This is a genomic window from Ruegeria sp. BHSC223 (genome assembly GCF_059613025.1).
In genome coordinates this window covers 149545-165499 of sequence record NZ_JBXWRR010000001.1, presented here as the reverse complement: position 1 = coordinate 165499, position 15955 = coordinate 149545, and the positions used below count along the sequence as shown (strand labels likewise).

Here is a 15955-nt window from a genome sequence, read left to right as displayed (position 1 = left end):
GCTGCGGACCAACGCGCTCCCTCAGGCGGAGTATGTCGCGCCAATTTGGGATATGCCAGCCGAAAATAGAGCTTATCTGCGAAAGCCCCGGCAGCGTCCGACGCTCAATTCCGCCACAGCGCGGGGGTGATCAGCGCGATAAAGGCCAGCGTTTCCAGCCGTCCGATGATCATCGCACCGCTCAGAATCACCTTTGCGGCGTTGGGCATCTCGATCAGGCGGATCGGCAACTCAGCGCCAACCTCGATCAGCGGACCGGTGGTGCTGAGCGTGGCAATGCTAAGCACCATGGCGGTTTCGAAATCCGATCCCGCCGCCGCTAACGCCAGTGCAATCGCCGCCAGTGAAATGGCAAACAGCATGAAGAACACCCAGGCAATGAACGCCCCGTCACGTTGGATACGAAGGTTGCGCCCGGTGGCGGAACTGACCGACGACGGGTGAACCAACCGCTGCATTTCCCGCATACCGTTCAGGTAAAGCGCGTAAACCCGCAACAGCTTGACCCCGCCGGCAGTGGTGGCAACGCCGCCGCCGATCACCGAAAGGCCCAGCAGGATCATCCCCGGCGTACCCAGCCCCGACCATTGCCGCGCCTCGGCCCAATCGGTGGATTCGAACCCTGTCGTGGTCAGAAAGGACATCACCGTGAACAGGCTGCCCCACAGGGCCCTGAGCGCCAGTGTCACGTTCTCGCCCGAGGCGATCTCGAACGCGCCCGACCAGTGGCGCAGGAAGAGCAGCGCGGGAACCCCTAGCAGGATCAGCAGGCCAATGCGAAACTCGGGATCCTCATCCAGCCGGGCATGGCCGCGCATGGCGGTGTCCGATGAGAAGGTGAGCCGCGACAGCGCAAAGAACATGAACAGGAACAGGATCGCTTCGCCCGTCAGGCCCGAAGCGCTGCCCGACAGTCCGCCCACCGGCGAGATGCCCGAAGTCGCCATCACCGACATCGCATGACAGATCGCCACCAGACCTGGATCGCCCGCCGCCAGCAGCAGGAGCGCAACAACCAGCGTCAGGCCCGCATAGACCGGCGCCAGCGTCGCCGCGATGCGGATCAGCCGTCCACGGGGATCGACGCTTTCCCCCTGCCCGACCAGCACCCGGCCCGGCTGTCCCTGGGCCGTCACTTCGAAACCGCCCAGCGACAACGGCGCCAGGATGGCAGAGGCTGCAATCCACATCACCAGCCCGCCAAGCCAACCCACCTGCGCCCGCCACAGATGCAGCGGCGCGCTCAGGCGACCGGGGTCGGGGAACATCTCGGCCCCGGTTGTGGTGATCGCGCTGACCATCTCGAAATAAGAGTTCAGGAAGCTCGTGGTCTTCAGCGCGTCGTGAAACGGCACCGCCAGAAACAACGGCAACAACGCAAAGGTGGACAACAATGCCGCCAACTGCCCCAGCACCCCATGGCGCGACGGCCGCCCGGCCCGTGCCAGCACGATGGTGGTGACGGTCACCAGCCCCAGAATGCCGGAATAGAAAAACGAGCGCGAGGTGGGGTGATCGTTCAACGTCAACGCATAGGCCGCCGGTACCCACATCATCACCGAGAACAGACCCCAAATCAGCAATGCCAGCGGAAGTTGCCGCAACAGGCCCGACTCTTCTGTTTTTCTACGGCGCGTCATCAGAAGAAGTCGATCGAGACCTGCATCAGCCGCTCGACCTCAGGGACGTCGTCTGCCATGGCGAAGATGGCGATCACATCGCCCTCTTCGATGCGCAATTCGCCGGTCGGGCGCACCACCTTGCCCTGTTTGCGCACCGCACCCACCAGAACGCCCTCGGGAAAGTCGATGTCACGCAGCCGTTGGCCGGCCATGGGCGAAGTCGACAGCACCTCGGCCTCGATCACCTCGGCCTCGGCATCACCAATGGAATAGACCTGCCGCACCCGCCCGTGCCGGATATGACGCAGGATCGAGCTGACGGTGGTGGCGCGTGGGTTGATATAGGCGTCGATGCCCAGGGGCGGCATCAGCGCCACCAGGGTCGGGTCGTTGATCAGCGCAATCGCCAGCCGGCAGCCCTCGGCCTTGGCCCGCACGGCGGCCAGCATGTTGGTGCGGTCATCGTCGGTCACCGCCAGCATCGCATCGGCGCGCGCGATCCCGGCCTCGGCCAACAGGCCCGCATCCAGCCCGTCGCCATGCAGCACGATGGTACGCTCCAGCGCCTCGGCGGCGCGCTCGGCATTGCGGCGGTCGCGCTCGATCACCTTGGCATGAATGCGCGTCTTGTGCTCCTCCAGCGCGCGGGCCACTTCGAGGCCCACGTTCCCGCCGCCTACAATCACAACACGATCCTGCTTTTTATATGTCTTACCAAAGACTTCCATCGTTCTGTTCACGTCATCCACATGACAGAAGACATAGCATTCGTCGCCTGCGAAGATCTGGTCTCCGGGTTCGGGGGCAAACAGCGTGCCTTCGCGCCGGATCCCGACAACGATGGCGCGCAGGGTTGAAAACAGGTCGGTCAGCTGGCGCAGCGGCGTATTGATGACCGGGCTTTCCTCGTCCACCGACAGGCCGACCAACTGAGCCTGACCGTCCATGAAGGTTTCGGTATCAAATGCCGAGGGCGCCGACAGGCGCCGCATGGCGGCGGCGGCCACCTCGCGTTCGGGGCTGATCACCACGTCGATGGGCAGATGCTCACGCCGATACAGGTCGGAATAAATGGCGTTGAGATAGGATTTCGAGCGCAGGCGGGCGATCTTGCGCTGGATGCCGAACACCGAATGGGCCACTTGGCAGGTGACCATGTTGACCTCGTCCGAATAGGTGGCCGCGATGATCATGTCCGCGTCGCGCGCGCCCGCGCGTTCCAGCACATCGGGATACGAGGCGAAACCGGCAATGCCCTGCACGTCCAGCGTTTCGGTCGCGCGGCGCACCAGATCGGGGTTGTTGTCCACCACGGTCACGTCGTTCAGTTCGCCCGACAGATGCCGCGCGATCTGCCATCCGACCTGCCCGGCCCCACAGATGATGACCTTCATTCCCTGGCCCCTTTTGCCTGAGGGTTTTTGAATGACAGAAGGCCGGGACAGGGTCAATTCAATTGTCAGACGCCGAATTCAGTGCCACTCTGCCATGCATGAAACTCTGGACCCTGCCCCTTGCCGCCACAGTGATTCTAACGGGTTGCGGCCCGCTTTCGATCTATTACCGCGAGGGCGTCAGCGTTACACGGCAACAGTCGGATACGCTCGATTGCGAGGTCAAGGCGCTGCGCGATGCGCCGGTGGCCAATCAGGTCCGGCAAAGCCCGCCAATCTTTTATCCGGGGCGCACCGTCTGCAACTCTGCCGGCCAGTGTTACACCACGCCGGGCAACTGGGTGCCGGGCAATGTCTATACCGTCGACGCCAATTCCGGCCTGCGCGCCCGTGTCGAACAGCAATGCATGGCCGCCAAGGGCTATGCTCCGGTCGAACTGCCCCGATGCAGCGAGGCGGTGGCTGCCCAGGTACAGCCGGTGCGCGGCGCCAAATTACCGGCGCTGGGGCCGAATTCCTGCGTGGTGACCTATCAGGACGGCTCGTATCAGGTGGTCACGCCCCGGCCCGCGGGCTAGGGGCGCGACAGCTCCCCTTACTCGGCGGCCTCCACCTCTTCGTCCATATGCGCCACGCGGGCACCCGACTTGCTGGAGGTGACCACACCCAGCGATTTCAGCTTGCGGTGCAGCGCGCTGCGCTCCATCCCGACAAAGCTGGCGGTGCGGCTGATATTGCCGCCAAACCGGTTGATCTGGGTCAGCAGGTATTCGCGTTCGAACGCCTCGCGCGCCTCGCGCAACGGCAGGGTCGCCAGCGCGCCCGACAGCACCACCCGGCCCTCTTCGGCGGCCTTGCCCTCGTCGCTGGGCAGTTCGCGCGCCTCGATTGAACCGGTACCCTCGCCCAGGATCAGCACCCGCTCGATCAGGTTCTTGAGCTGGCGCACATTGCCCGGCCAGGACATGGTCTGCATCAGCGCGACCGCCTCGTCACTCAACTCGCGCAGCGGCAGGCCTTGGCTCTGATGACACTGTTCGATGAAATAGCCGGCCAGAACCGGAATATCCTCGCGCCGATCCTCGAGCGAGGGCACCGCGATCGGCACCACGTTCAGACGGTGATACAGCTCCTGGCGGAAGCGTTCGGCCTGGATCTCGGCCTCGAGATCGCGGTTGGTGGAGGAGATTACCCGCAGATCAACCCGCACCTTGTCGGTGCCGCCGACCCGCTGGAATTGCTGATCCACCAGCACCCGCAGGATTTTCGACTGGGTTCCGGACGGCATGTCCGCCACCTCGTCAAAGAACACCACACCACCATGGGCCTGTTCCAGCAGACCGGGTTCGACACCACGCTCCTGGCTTTCACGACCGAACAGCATCTCTTCCATCCGCTCCGGCTCGACCCCGGCACAGTTGACGGTCACAAAAGGCGCGTTGGCACGGTTGGAATGGGCATGGATATAACGCGCGGCAATCTCCTTGCCCGCTCCTGCCGGTCCGCGCAGCATCACGCGGCCATTGGACTTGGTTACCTTGTCGAGCTGGCCGATCATGGCGCGGAATGCCGTCGACTGGCCGATCATCTCTGCGCTGGTCACTTCGCGGCGCTTCAGTTGCGCATTCTCGCGACGCAGGCGCGAGGTTTCCATCGCGCGGCGGATCACCACCATCAACTGGTCGATGTTGAACGGTTTCTCGATGAAATCGTATGCGCCCTGCTTGATCGCGGCTACCGCGATCTCGATATTGCCGTGCCCAGAGATGATCACCACCGGCACATCCGGGTTGTCACGCTTCACCGTCTTGAGGATGTCGATCCCGTCCATCCGGCTGTCCTTCAGCCAGATATCGAGGATAAGAAGCCCCGGTGGTTCGGCATTGATTTCGGCCATGCATTCGTCGGACGTGCCCGCTAGACGGGTGGTATAGCCTTCGTCCTCAAGAATATCCGAGACCAGTTCCCGAATGTCGCGCTCGTCGTCAACGATCAAAATATCACTCATGTCGGTCCTGCTTTCGCCTTGTTTCTGGCCGCCTGTCTCTGCATGGCGGATCTGGAGGCCGGGTCGTAGCCCGGCAATCGGATGACAGCCATGGCGCCGAAATGGTCCTGGCCGTCGAAGACGGGCGCATCCTCCAGATGCAGCGTCCCGCCATGTTCCTCGATGATCTTCTTGACGATGGGCAAGCCCAGGCCGGTGCCCTCGTCGCGGGTGGTGACATAGGGCTCAAAGAGGCGCGCCCGGTCCTCGGGCAGGCCGATCCCGTTGTCGGCAATGGTGATCTGGCTGCCCTCGGCGTCGCCGGTCAGGGTCACCCGGATTTCCGGTTTCAGCCCTTCAGGCGCACCCTTTTTCACCAATGTTTCAATCGCTTCGCCCGCGTTCTTGATCAGGTTTATCAGCGCCTGACTAAGCATGGTAGCATCCACATTGCCCATCAGAGGCGCGTCGGGCAGATCCGCCTGGACCGCCACGTCTGGCTGGCCCGTTTGTTGCAGCAGCACCGCGTCGCGCACCAGGCGGGTCAGATCCTCCTCATGCCGGTCGGGTTCGGGCATGCGGGCGAATTTCGAGAATTCGTCGACGATGCGGCGCAGGTCGTTGGTCTGACGCACGATCACATCGGTCATCGATTCCAGGCTGTCGCAATCGGCCTCGTCCAGCTTGCGCGAGAACTTGCGCTTGATGCGCTCGGCGCTCAGCTGGATGGGGGTCAGCGGGTTCTTGATCTCATGTGCGATGCGCCGGGCCACATCGCCCCAGGCCGCCATTCGCTGGGCGCTGACCAGGTCGGTGACATCGTCAAAGGCGACCACGTACCCCTCCAGCGTGTCATCCTCGCCGCGCCGGGTGGACATGCGGACCAGCAGGTTTTCCAGCTGCCCCTTGCGGGTCACCTTGATCTCGGCCTGCACGGTTTCCTGCGCGGTCCCGACAAGGCTCTCGAACAAGGGCACGAACTCCGGCACGGCCACCGCCAGATCGAGGCTCTGCTCGTCGCCTGACCAGTCCAGCAGCCGTTCGGCCGAGCGGTTGACGAATGTCACCCGCCCCTGTGCATCCAACCCCACCACACCCGAGGTGACCGAGCTGAGCACCGAATCGAACAGCCGTCGGCGGCGTTCGATCTGATGGGTGTTTTCCAAAAGCGTGTCGCGCTGCCCCTTCAACTGGCGGGTCATCTGGTTGAAATAGCGCCCCAGCATGGCGATCTCGTCATCGCCCTGTTCCTCGGGCACCTGCACGCCCAGATCACCGCCACCGACGCGCTGAGCCGCGGTTGTCAGCCGCCCGACAGGGCGCGACAGACGTTCGGCAAACCAAAGGCCCAACCAGACCGCAGCCAGGATCAGGATCACCGCAAAGCCCAAATAAAGCAGGCCGAATTCGAACAATACCCGCCCGCGCTCGTTCTCGAGCTGCTGATACAGATGCACCGTTTCCTTGGTATCGTCGAGCAGGTTGAGGATCTCGCCATCAACCTCTCGGCTGACATAGAGATACCGGTCAGGATAGGCCTGAAGCATCACCAGCGCCCGAAATTCGCTGTTGTCCCAATCCTGGATGATCACATGACCGTTGGTCTGGGCGGCGCGGAACTGGTCGGGCTCGGGCTGTTCATAGTCGAACTGATAGGACCGGTCGCCACGCGCCCTGATCTCGCCGCTGCCATCCACCACATAAGCCTCGCGCAGGCCGCGCTGAATCTGGCCCTGACCCTGGGCCAACACACCGCGCAGCTCGGCATCCGAGATGAAGAAGTTGAGCGAACGGGCCTGATCCAGATAGCGGGCCAATGCGCGGGCATCCTGGGTCAGCCCCTCGCGGTGTTCCAGCTCATAGGCCTCGGCCGCCGCGAGCGAGCTGCCCACGACGTTGCGCACCCGGTCCGAGAACCAGCCTTCGAGCCCGATATTGAGCGTCAGCCCGGCAAAGATCGCCACCGTGATCGTCGGGATAAGCGCTAACAGGGTAAACACCCCGATCAGGCGCAGGTGCAGGCGGGATCCCGCCGATTTCTCGCGCCGGGCGGCCACCAGCCGCCCCACCTGCGACAGCACCAGCGCCGCTAGAACCAGAATATAGACAAGGTCTGCAAGCAGGATGAGTCGCAACGTGGTGGAGCCAGCCCCCAGATCGAAGGGTCCGGTCACCAGATAGGTCGCAACGGTCAAAACCGGGCCCAGAACAACCAGCCCCAAGGTCCCGATATTGCGCGCTTTTCGTGTCTTGCGCCATTCGCTGAGAGAAATGAACGGCCCGTTCTGTGACCGGGTTGTCACCTGCTGCCCTCATCCTGATGTGCCGCCAAAGCGGCTTACCGCCATATCTCGTGGTCTCTGCCGGGTTGAGGCCCGGATGCCACGCTTTGTGTGGCGATATTACATCAGCTTACGGCGCCGTGTCACCTCTATATCGAGGTCGGTGATCTTCTTGCGCAGCGTATTCCGGTTGATCCCCAGAAGATCGGCGCATTTGGCCTGATTGCCGCCCGATGCTTCGAGCGCGATTTCGATCAGCGGCGCCTCGACTTCGCGCAGGATGCGTTGGTACAGGCCCGGCGGCGGCAGAACACTGCCGTGCAGGTCAAAATAGCGCCGCAGATGCCGCGCGACCGAGGCAGAAAGCTTTTCGGCATCGCCGCGTCCGCCAAGCGCGGGTTCCAGTTCGGGCTGATTGCCCAGCACCTGCTCGACCTCGGTGCGCGAGATTTCCTCGGCCCGGCTGATCAGCGACAAGCGGCGCACCGCGTTCTCCAACTGCCGCACATTGCCCGGCCAGGAATAGAGGCGGAACAGTTCGGCCGCGCCAGTGCCCAACCAGCGCTTTGGCGCCCCTTCGCGTTCGGCCTTGGCCATGAAATACTCGGTCAACAGCGGAATATCGTCCACCCGCTCGCGCAGGGCGGGCACATGTATGGGCGCCCCGCACAGCCGGTAGTAAAGGTCGCGCCGCAGCTTGCCCGCCTCCATCGCGCGGGCCGGATCGCCCTGGCTGGTGGCCATGAACCGCGGCACGTAATCGCCGGGCGCATCCATCATCCGTACGATCCGGCCCTGAATCTCGTCACTGATATCGGCGATTTCGTCGATCAGCAGCGTACCGCCCTTGACCCGCGCCAGCACCCGCGCCGGCCCTTCGAGTTCCATCAGGTCTGCGGCGGTGACCGAGACAAAGGGCAAGGTGCGGCGGTCCGAGAAATCGTGGATTGTGCGCGCGATCAGCGACTTGCCTGTGCCGCTCTCGCCCGAGATCATAACCGGCAGATCGGTGTTCATCACCTTGGCCACCAGTCGATAGAGCGCCTGCATCGCCGGGGTGCGCCCCACCAGCGGCAACTCGTCGGGCCGCTCGGCGACCTCGTCGCGCGGCTCAGAGGGCGCGCTGCGCCGCTTCTGCTCCAGCGCACGCGCGGTGCGTTTCATCAGGTCGGGCAGGTCAAAGGGTTTGGGCAGATAGTCATAGGCCTCGGCCTCGGCGGCCTGGATCGCGGTCATGATCGTGTTCTGGGCCGAGATCACGATCACCGGCAGGCCGGGCCTGTCCTGCGAGATCTTGGGGAGCATCTCCAGCCCGTTGCCATCGGGCATGATCACATCCGAGATCACCACATCGCCCTTGCCCTCGGCCACCCAGCGCATCAGCGTGGTCAGGCTTGAGGTCGCATGCACCTTGCACCCCGCCCGCGTCAGCGCCTGGGTCAGCACCGTGCGGATCGTGCGGTCGTCGTCGGCCACCAGAACCGTGCCATCCATCAGTTGCTCTCCTTTTCGCCGCTTTGCTTCGGCACCCGGGGCAGCGACAGGCGGAACACCGTGCGGCCCGGGACCGAATCGACGGCGATCCAGCCGTCATGGTCGGAAATGATCTTGCTCACCAGCGCCAGGCCCAGCCCGGTGCCGTTCTCGCGCCCCGAGACAAAGGGATCGAAGATATCGGCGCGGATCTCTGCGGGCAGGCCCGGACCGTCGTCGATCACCTCGACCTGAAGCGGCAGGGAATGGCCCGAGCCGTCATTGCGGCGCAGACGGAAGGAATGTTCGAAATAGGTATGCAGCCGGATGGTGCCGCCACCCGGCGCCGCCTCGGAGGCGTTTTTCAGCAGGTTCAACACCACCTGCAACAGCTGGTCGGGGTCGCCATAGGCCAGCGGCAGCGAGGGGTCGTAATCCTCGATGATCTTCATATGCGCGCCAAAGCCAAGCAGCGCCGAGCGGCGGGCCCGGTCCAGCACGTCGTGAATATTGACCGGCTTGAAATCGGGCACGCTGAGATTGCCGAATTGTTCGACCTGCTCCAGCAGTTTTACGATACGGCGACTTTCGGCCACGATAAGATCCGTGAGTTCAAGGTCTTCGGCCGCGAGGTTCATGCTCAGAAGCTGCGCCGCGCCGGTGATGCCCGCCAGCGGGTTCTTGATCTCGTGCGCCAGCATCTCGGCCATGCCGATGGCTGATTGCGCTGCCGATTTCACCGAATGGCTCTGCGTCATCCGCCCGGCCAGTTCGCGCGGGCTGAGCAGCATCATCATCACACCGGGACTGCCGATCAGGGGGGCGATCTGGATGGCGCATTGCAACGGAGCCCGATTGCCCGAGCCGACATCGATATCGTTGACGAACAGCGGTGTACCCTGGGCTCGGGCGCGCTCGAACGCAGGTTCGATCGGCGCGTCGATGGCCAGTTGATCCCAGACCGGCTGGCCCAGCACCGCCTTGCGCGACAGGTTCAGGAACCCTTCGGCGGCAGAGTTCACGTCGACGATCCGGTCGCCGGCGTCGATCAGGAAGGCGGGCACCGGCAGCGAGGCCCAGATGGCGTTTTCAGCGCTCATGCCGCCGCCTCCGCCGTGCCGCTCAGCACCTCGGGCAGCAGGCGCAACACGGCCTCGGGGTCGCGCGCCGTCAGCACCTGTTTGCGCAGCGGTGCCGGGGTGGCGGCCTCGTCCATGTACCATCCCAGATGCTTGCGCGCCACGCGCAGGCCCAGGTCACGCCCATAGAAATCCAGCATCGCCTGATAGTGGCGCGCCACCATGTCGGCGAGCGCCGCACCCTGCGGCACCTCGGGCGCGGGCGTGCCATAGAGCGCATGGGAAATCTGCGCCAGCAGCCAGGGTCGCCCTTGCGCACCGCGCCCCACCATGACCCCGTCGGCGCCAGACCGCTCCAGCGCCTGCCGGGCCGTCTCGGCGCAGGTGATGTCGCCATTGGCGATCAGCGGCACATCGACCGCCGCGCGCACTGCCGCAATCGCCGCCCAATCGGCGCGTCCCTTGTAGAACTGGCAACGGGTTCGGCCATGGATCGTCACCATGCGCACCCCCGCATCCGCCGCGCGCCGCGCCACATCAGGCGCGTTCATCAGCGTATCGTCCCAGCCCAGCCGGGTCTTGAGCGTCACCGGCACCTCGACGGCCCCCACGACCGCCTCGATCAGGCGCAATGCGTGATCGGGGGTCTTGAGCAGGGCCGAGCCGGAATAGCCGTTGGTCACCTTCTTGGCCGGACACCCCATGTTGATGTCGATCACCCGCGCGCCCCGGTCGGCAACCTGACGGGCAGCCTCGGCGATCCAATGGGTGTCGCGCCCGGCAAGCTGCACGGCGGTGTTTTCCACATCCGCCGACAGTTCCGCCCGCTCGCGCACGCCCGGTTTGGCCTGAACCATCTCCTGGCTGGCAACCATCTCGCTCACCACCATGCCGGCGCCGAATTCCATCACCAGGTCACGAAAGGGCCGGTCGGTGATTCCGGCCATCGGCGCCAGGATCACCGGCGGGGTCAGGGTCTTGTCTCCGAGATGCAGCGTCACCTGTGCCTAATCCTTGTGCAATTGAGGTCTTGGTAATGAAGCCAAGGCCATTGCACAATGAATCGCACCCAATCAAGGGTCATCAATTACGCATCTGCCTAATTTTTAATCGCTACACCACGGGTCATTGCCAGCGAAGGCGTCACCCCATAAAGATCGGGCAATACCCGCCTACCCGCGCCCCGAGGACCGCCATGACCACAGCTGCCATCATCGTTGCCGCCGGGCGCGGCACCCGCGCGGGCGGTGGCGTGCCGAAACAATGGCGCCCGCTGGCCGGGCGCCGGGTGGCCGACTGGACGCTGGAACGCTTTGCCGCCCCGCAGATCGGTCACGTGGTTCTGGTGCTGCATCCCGATGACCGCGATGCGTGGAAGGAATTCGCGCAGACCCCGCTGATCCTGGCGCCGGGCGGAGACGATCGTGCGGGCTCGGTTCAGAACGGGCTGGCGGCGCTGGACGGTCTGGGTATCACCAAGGTGCTGATCCATGACGTGGCGCGGCCCTGTGTCTCCGCCAGCACCATCAGCGCCGTTCTCGATGCGCTCGACAACCATCCCGGCGCGGCGCCCGGACTGGCGGTGACCGATGCGCTCTGGACCGGGGCCGAGGGCCTGGTGACCGGTACCCGCGACCGTGACGGGCTGTTTGCCGCGCAGACGCCGCAGGGCTTTCGCTATGACGCCATCGTCGCGGCCCATGCCGCCCACCCGGGCGCTGCGGCGGATGACGTCGAGGTGGCGCGCGCCGCCGGGTTGACCGTGGCCATCGTGCCGGGCGACCCCGACAACCTGAAAATCACGCGGGCCGAGGATTTCGCCCGCGCCGAACGGATATTGAGGCAGGACATGGATGTAAGGCTTGGCAATGGATATGACGTGCACCGGTTCGGACCGGGCGATCACGTAATCCTTTGCGGGATCAAGGTGCCGCACGACCGGGGTTTGCAGGGCCATTCCGATGCCGATGTGGGCATGCATGCGGTCACCGACGCCCTCTATGGCGCGCTGGCCGAGGGCGATATCGGCCGCCATTTTCCGCCTTCGGACCCGCAATGGAAGGGCGCGGCCAGCGAGATCTTTCTGCGTCACGCGGTCGACCTGGTGCGCGCGCGCGGTTTCACCGTCTCGAACATCGACTGCACGCTGGTTTGCGAATACCCAAAGATCGGCCCGCATGCCTTTGCAATGCAACGGGAAATGTCCCGCATCATGGGGCTGGAGGCAACCCGTATCTCGGTCAAGGCCACCACATCCGAACGGCTGGGTTTCACCGGCCGGGGAGAAGGGATCGCCGCGCTGGCCACCGCCTGTCTGGTGAAACCATGAGCGTTGCATCGCTGATCGGTACCGTCGGCGGCGTCGGCTATCTGCGCCCCGCGCCGGGCACCTGGGGGTCGCTTGCCGCGCTGCCGCTGGCCTGGGTCCTGCATCAGCTGGGCGGCTTTCCCCTGCTGGCGCTGGCCACCGCGGGCGCCTATCTCGCCGGGCTCTGGGCAACGCGGGTAATGACCGCGGGTAAGGCCGATCACGACCCCTCGGAAATCGTCATCGACGAAGTGGCGGGCCAGTTCCTGGCGCTCTGGGCGCTGTCCCTGCCCGCCTGGCTGCACGGGCTCGACATGTCGGCACTCTGGCCCGGCTGGATCGCGGCCTTTGTCCTGTTTCGCCTGTTCGACATCACCAAACCCGGCCCGGTCGGCTGGGCCGACCGCCGGGGCGACCCGACGGGGGTGATGCTGGACGATATCATCGCCGGTCTTTTCGCCGCCATCGGCACCGCGCTGCTGGCGGGGTTTTCACATGGAGTATTGGGCCTATGACTGTTGCCGACCTGCTGGAACGTGCCCGAAAACAGGGCACCAGGATCGCCACCGCCGAAAGCTGCACCGGCGGCATGGTGATCGCCGCCCTGACCGACATTCCCGGCAGTTCCGACGTGGTCGAACGCGGGTTCGTCACCTATTCCAACAGCGCCAAGCAAGAGATGCTGGGCGTGCGCAAGGCCACGATCGACGCGCATGGCGCGGTGTCCGAACAGGTCGCGCGCGAAATGGCCGAGGGCGCGCTGGATCATTCTCGCGCCACGCTGGCGGTGTCGATCACCGGCATCGCAGGGCCCGGCGGGTCCGAGTTCAAGCCCGAGGGTCGGGTCTGTTTCGCGCTGGCGGGCGATGGCATCGCCACCAGCAGCGAAACGGTCGAATTCGGCGCGTTGGGCCGTGCCCAGGTGCGCGCGGCCGCCCGCGACCATGCCCTGGCGTTGCTGGATCGCGGCCTTTCCCTGATCGCCGCCTGAACCGGCAAAGCCGGGGTCAAAGCGCCGCTTTTTTAATCACTTGAAAAAAAGCGGCAAAAACAGGCAGGTTTCCGGCGGGCCGCCTCTTTTTCCCGCGCCTGAAATCCGCACAACCGCTCTCACCACTCGCATTCGCAGCAAAGGAGAGCGGCCCATGAACGGAGCCGATACCGCCTGGATCATCGTGGCCACGGCCCTGGTCCTCTTCATGACATTGCCGGGGCTGGCCCTGTTCTATGGCGGCCTCGTGCGCGCCCGCAACGTGCTGAGCGTCTTCATGCACTGTTTCGCCATTGCCTGTCTGATGAGCGTGCTCTGGCTGGTGGCTGGCTACTCCATCGCCTTTGGCGGCGGTTCATCGGGGTTCTGGGGCGGGCTGGACAAAGTGATGCTGACCGGTGTCACTGCCGACAGCCTTAGCGGCACCCTGCCCGAGATCCTGTTCTTTGCCTTCCAGATGACATTCGCCATCATCACCCCCGCCCTGATCGTCGGCGCCTATGTCGAGCGCGTGGGCTTCGGCTTTGTCCTCACCTTCTCGGGCCTCTGGATGCTGCTTTGTTATGCGCCGGTGGTGCATTGGATCTGGGGCGGCGGCATGCTGGCCGATGGCGGCATCTTTGGCGAGACGGGCGTCAAGGATTTCGCCGGCGGCATCGTGGTGCATGAAACCGCCGGTCTGGCCGCACTGATCATCGCGGTCGTGCTGGGGCCGCGTCGGAACCGCACCACCCCGCCGCATAATCCCGGTTTCGTGATGATCGGTGCGGCGATGCTGTGGGTGGGCTGGTTCGGTTTCAACGGCGGTTCGCAACTGGCCGCCGATGGCGGTGCCGCCATGGCGCTGACCGTCACCCATATCTCGGCCGCCACCGCCTCGCTCAGCTGGGCGCTGTGGGAGCGGATCAAATACGGCAAGGCCTCGCTGGTCGGCCTCGTCACCGGCACCATCGCAGGTCTTGCCTCGATCACGCCCGCCAGCGGTTTTGTCGGCCCGGCCGCAGCACTGCTCATTGGCGCCGTCGCGGGGATCCTCTGTCAAGAGGCGGTGAACCTGGTGCGCAACACGCTCAAGATCGACGATACGCTCGACGTCTTTGCCGTGCACGGGGTCGGCGGCATCTTTGGCACGCTCATGATCGCCGTGCTCGGCGCCGGCAGCTGGGCCGCGCAGCTGGGCGGGCTGGTCATCGTGGGTGTCTTCACGGCAGTTGTCACCATCGTGTTGATCAAGGTGGTTGCGCTCATCACTCCGCTTCGCGTAGATGCCGAGACCGAGACAAACGGGCTCGACCTCTCCGTGCATGGGGAGCGGGCCTATGACATGAGCAGCTGAGCCCACCTCGGCTGTTCCGACGCCCTTCAAGGGCTCAGGCGGATCTCTGAAAAGGGGTCCGCCTTTTCTCTGGGCGGTACCTCAACCTCTCCCCTTGAAGACCCCCTTTTTCCTCTTGCTGTAAATATCCCCGCCGGAGGCATCGCGCGGCACGCGCGATACCGCCTCAGCCAGCGGTCAAACGCGACGCCAGATCAGCCGCCCCGCCGCCGGTGCGCAGCAAGGCCCAGATCTCGTCGGCGGCACCGCCCCCGATCAGCTTGGCCGCCTTGGCGCGCACGCGTTCCTCGCGCTCGGCAAGCGTCAGTGGCGCCATCAGGTCATGGCTCACCTCCTGTCGCTGACCGTCACGGCGCAAGAGCGACAGATGCGCCTGGGTCTCGCTCAGGCTTTCGTCGCCGATGACCTCCACCCTGTCGCGCAGCTGGATCAGCCGGGGATCGGCGCAAATGGCATCGCTATAGCTGTCAAGCCGCGCGGTATCATGCCCCAGCGCCCGCATCGCCAGCACGGTGCCATAAGAGAACTTGGCCCCCAGCCCGGTGGTGGGCGCGGGCTGGTTGCACACGTTCAGCCAGCGCGGATGGGTGCGAACCGTCAATGTGGCCACCTCGGGCGCGGCGATATCCAGGCTGCGCGCCGCCTCCAGCGCCGCATGCAGCCCGTGGCAGCAGGCATGGAACTTGTGGCTGACCTGCTCGAACAGCCAGCTTTCGCCCAGCCCCTCCAGCGCCGACATCTCACCCGCGCCGTGATGGGTGGCGCCAAAGCCGTATTCACCCTCCATCGCTTGCGGATTGGCGACAAAGCCGCGCCGCACCAGTTCCACTGCCTCGATCCCGGCCGCGGCCGCCAGACCCGCGTTATAGGGTTTGCCCATGGTGCCGAACTGCGCCTTGAGACCGGCGGCGCGGGTGGCGGTCAGCCCCAGCGCCAGCGCCATCCGCTCCGGCGTCAGCCCGGCCAGCCGCCCGGCAGCGGCGGCGGCACCAAAGGCGCCCGCGGTGGCGGTCTGATGAAACCCTGCCTGATAATGCCCGCGCCCCAGCCAGAGTCCCACGCGCACCGAGAGCTCCATACCCACCAGCGCCGCCTCCAACAGTTCAACGATCGCGGCATCGCGCGCCTCCGCCATGGCCAGCACGGCGGGAAACACCGCCACCGACGGGTGGCCGATATGGGCGAAATGAGTGTCGTCGTAATCCAGCGCATGGGACACGGTGCCGTTGACCAGCGCCGCGCCGCGCAGGGGGGCCGCGCCGCCACCGAACAGATGCGCGCGCCCGGTTCCGCCTTCTTCCAGCACCATCTCGCGCAGGATGCGCGAGACCGGCTCCTCGACCCCGGCCCGACCGACCGCGATCCAGTCAAGCGCGGACAGCGACGTGACCAGCCGGGCGGCGGGCGTCGTGGTGATGGAACCGGTGGCGAAATCGGCAAGGGCGCGTGTCAAATTTGGCATGACGCGCAGTCTAGCGCCGGA

13 protein-coding genes are annotated in these 15955 nt (G+C 65.0%); 5 read left to right on the top strand and 8 right to left on the bottom strand.

Annotation, left to right across the window (positions count from 1 at the left end; all coding sequences use genetic code 11):
* Positions 1-104 precede the first annotated feature (104 nt).
* Together AC2FNY_RS00835 and trkA are read right to left on the bottom strand one after the other, a co-directional pair.
* Positions 105-1640 carry a TrkH family potassium uptake protein gene (locus AC2FNY_RS00835; protein WP_496801338.1) on the bottom strand — a complete coding sequence of 512 codons (1536 nt, stop codon included), beginning with the start codon at positions 1638-1640 and terminating at the stop codon, positions 105-107.
* Positions 1640-3016, bottom strand: a complete 1377-nt coding sequence (gene trkA / locus AC2FNY_RS00830) for a Trk system potassium transporter TrkA (RefSeq protein ID WP_234162611.1) — start codon at positions 3014-3016, stop codon at positions 1640-1642. Before trkA ends, AC2FNY_RS00835 begins: the two co-directional genes overlap by 1 nt.
* Before the next feature lie 98 nt (positions 3017-3114).
* Here trkA and AC2FNY_RS00825 point away from each other — a divergent pair, with 98 nt between their 5' ends.
* Positions 3115-3594, top strand: a complete 480-nt coding sequence (locus AC2FNY_RS00825; RefSeq protein WP_234166471.1) for a hypothetical protein — start codon at positions 3115-3117, stop codon at positions 3592-3594.
* A 17-nt stretch (positions 3595-3611) separates the two neighbouring features.
* Here AC2FNY_RS00825 and ntrX read toward each other — a convergent pair whose 3' ends face one another.
* From ntrX to dusB, 5 genes are all read right to left on the bottom strand, one after another.
* Complete coding sequence (gene ntrX, locus AC2FNY_RS00820) at positions 3612-5024, bottom strand: nitrogen assimilation response regulator NtrX (RefSeq protein ID WP_234136873.1); 1413 nt, start codon at positions 5022-5024, stop codon at positions 3612-3614.
* The gene (locus AC2FNY_RS00815) at positions 5021-7306 is read right to left on the bottom strand and encodes a sensor histidine kinase NtrY-like (protein ID WP_496801337.1); all 2286 of its coding nucleotides are present in this window, start codon (positions 7304-7306) and stop codon (positions 5021-5023) included. The genes ntrX and AC2FNY_RS00815 overlap by 4 nt, the downstream gene beginning before the upstream one ends.
* A gap of 99 nt (positions 7307-7405) precedes the next feature.
* Positions 7406-8779 carry a response regulator gene (locus AC2FNY_RS00810; RefSeq protein WP_234136875.1) on the bottom strand — a complete coding sequence of 458 codons (1374 nt, stop codon included), beginning with the start codon at positions 8777-8779 and terminating at the stop codon, positions 7406-7408.
* Entirely contained in the window at positions 8779-9858 is a 1080-nt protein-coding gene (locus AC2FNY_RS00805) for a two-component system sensor histidine kinase NtrB (protein WP_496801336.1), read from the bottom strand. The genes AC2FNY_RS00810 and AC2FNY_RS00805 overlap by 1 nt, the downstream gene beginning before the upstream one ends.
* Positions 9855-10838 (bottom strand): tRNA dihydrouridine synthase DusB, encoded by a 984-nt coding sequence (dusB, locus tag AC2FNY_RS00800; RefSeq protein WP_496801335.1) that lies wholly within the window; start codon positions 10836-10838, stop codon positions 9855-9857. Before dusB ends, AC2FNY_RS00805 begins: the two co-directional genes overlap by 4 nt.
* Before the next feature lie 194 nt (positions 10839-11032).
* Between dusB and AC2FNY_RS00795 the strand changes: the two genes are divergently transcribed.
* The 4 genes from AC2FNY_RS00795 to AC2FNY_RS00780 all read left to right on the top strand — a co-directional run bounded on the left by AC2FNY_RS00795 (position 11033) and on the right by AC2FNY_RS00780 (position 14472).
* Positions 11033-12166, top strand: coding sequence for a bifunctional 2-C-methyl-D-erythritol 4-phosphate cytidylyltransferase/2-C-methyl-D-erythritol 2,4-cyclodiphosphate synthase (locus AC2FNY_RS00795; RefSeq protein WP_496801334.1), 1134 nt, complete (start codon positions 11033-11035; stop codon positions 12164-12166).
* Positions 12163-12660: a phosphatidylglycerophosphatase A family protein gene (locus AC2FNY_RS00790; protein ID WP_496801333.1), complete on the top strand. Its 498-nt coding sequence runs from the start codon at positions 12163-12165 to the stop codon at positions 12658-12660. Before AC2FNY_RS00795 ends, AC2FNY_RS00790 begins: the two co-directional genes overlap by 4 nt.
* Positions 12657-13136 carry a CinA family protein gene (locus AC2FNY_RS00785; protein WP_496801332.1) on the top strand — a complete coding sequence of 160 codons (480 nt, stop codon included), beginning with the start codon at positions 12657-12659 and terminating at the stop codon, positions 13134-13136. The genes AC2FNY_RS00790 and AC2FNY_RS00785 overlap by 4 nt, the downstream gene beginning before the upstream one ends.
* 154 nt (positions 13137-13290) lie before the next feature.
* Positions 13291-14472 carry an ammonium transporter gene (locus AC2FNY_RS00780; RefSeq protein WP_496801331.1) on the top strand — a complete coding sequence of 394 codons (1182 nt, stop codon included), beginning with the start codon at positions 13291-13293 and terminating at the stop codon, positions 14470-14472.
* Positions 14473-14638: 166 nt separating this feature from the next.
* On the opposite strand, the gene AC2FNY_RS00775 is transcribed toward AC2FNY_RS00780, so the two are convergent.
* Positions 14639-15934, bottom strand: a complete 1296-nt coding sequence (locus AC2FNY_RS00775; RefSeq protein ID WP_496801330.1) for an MmgE/PrpD family protein — start codon at positions 15932-15934, stop codon at positions 14639-14641.
* Positions 15935-15955 lie beyond the last annotated feature (21 nt).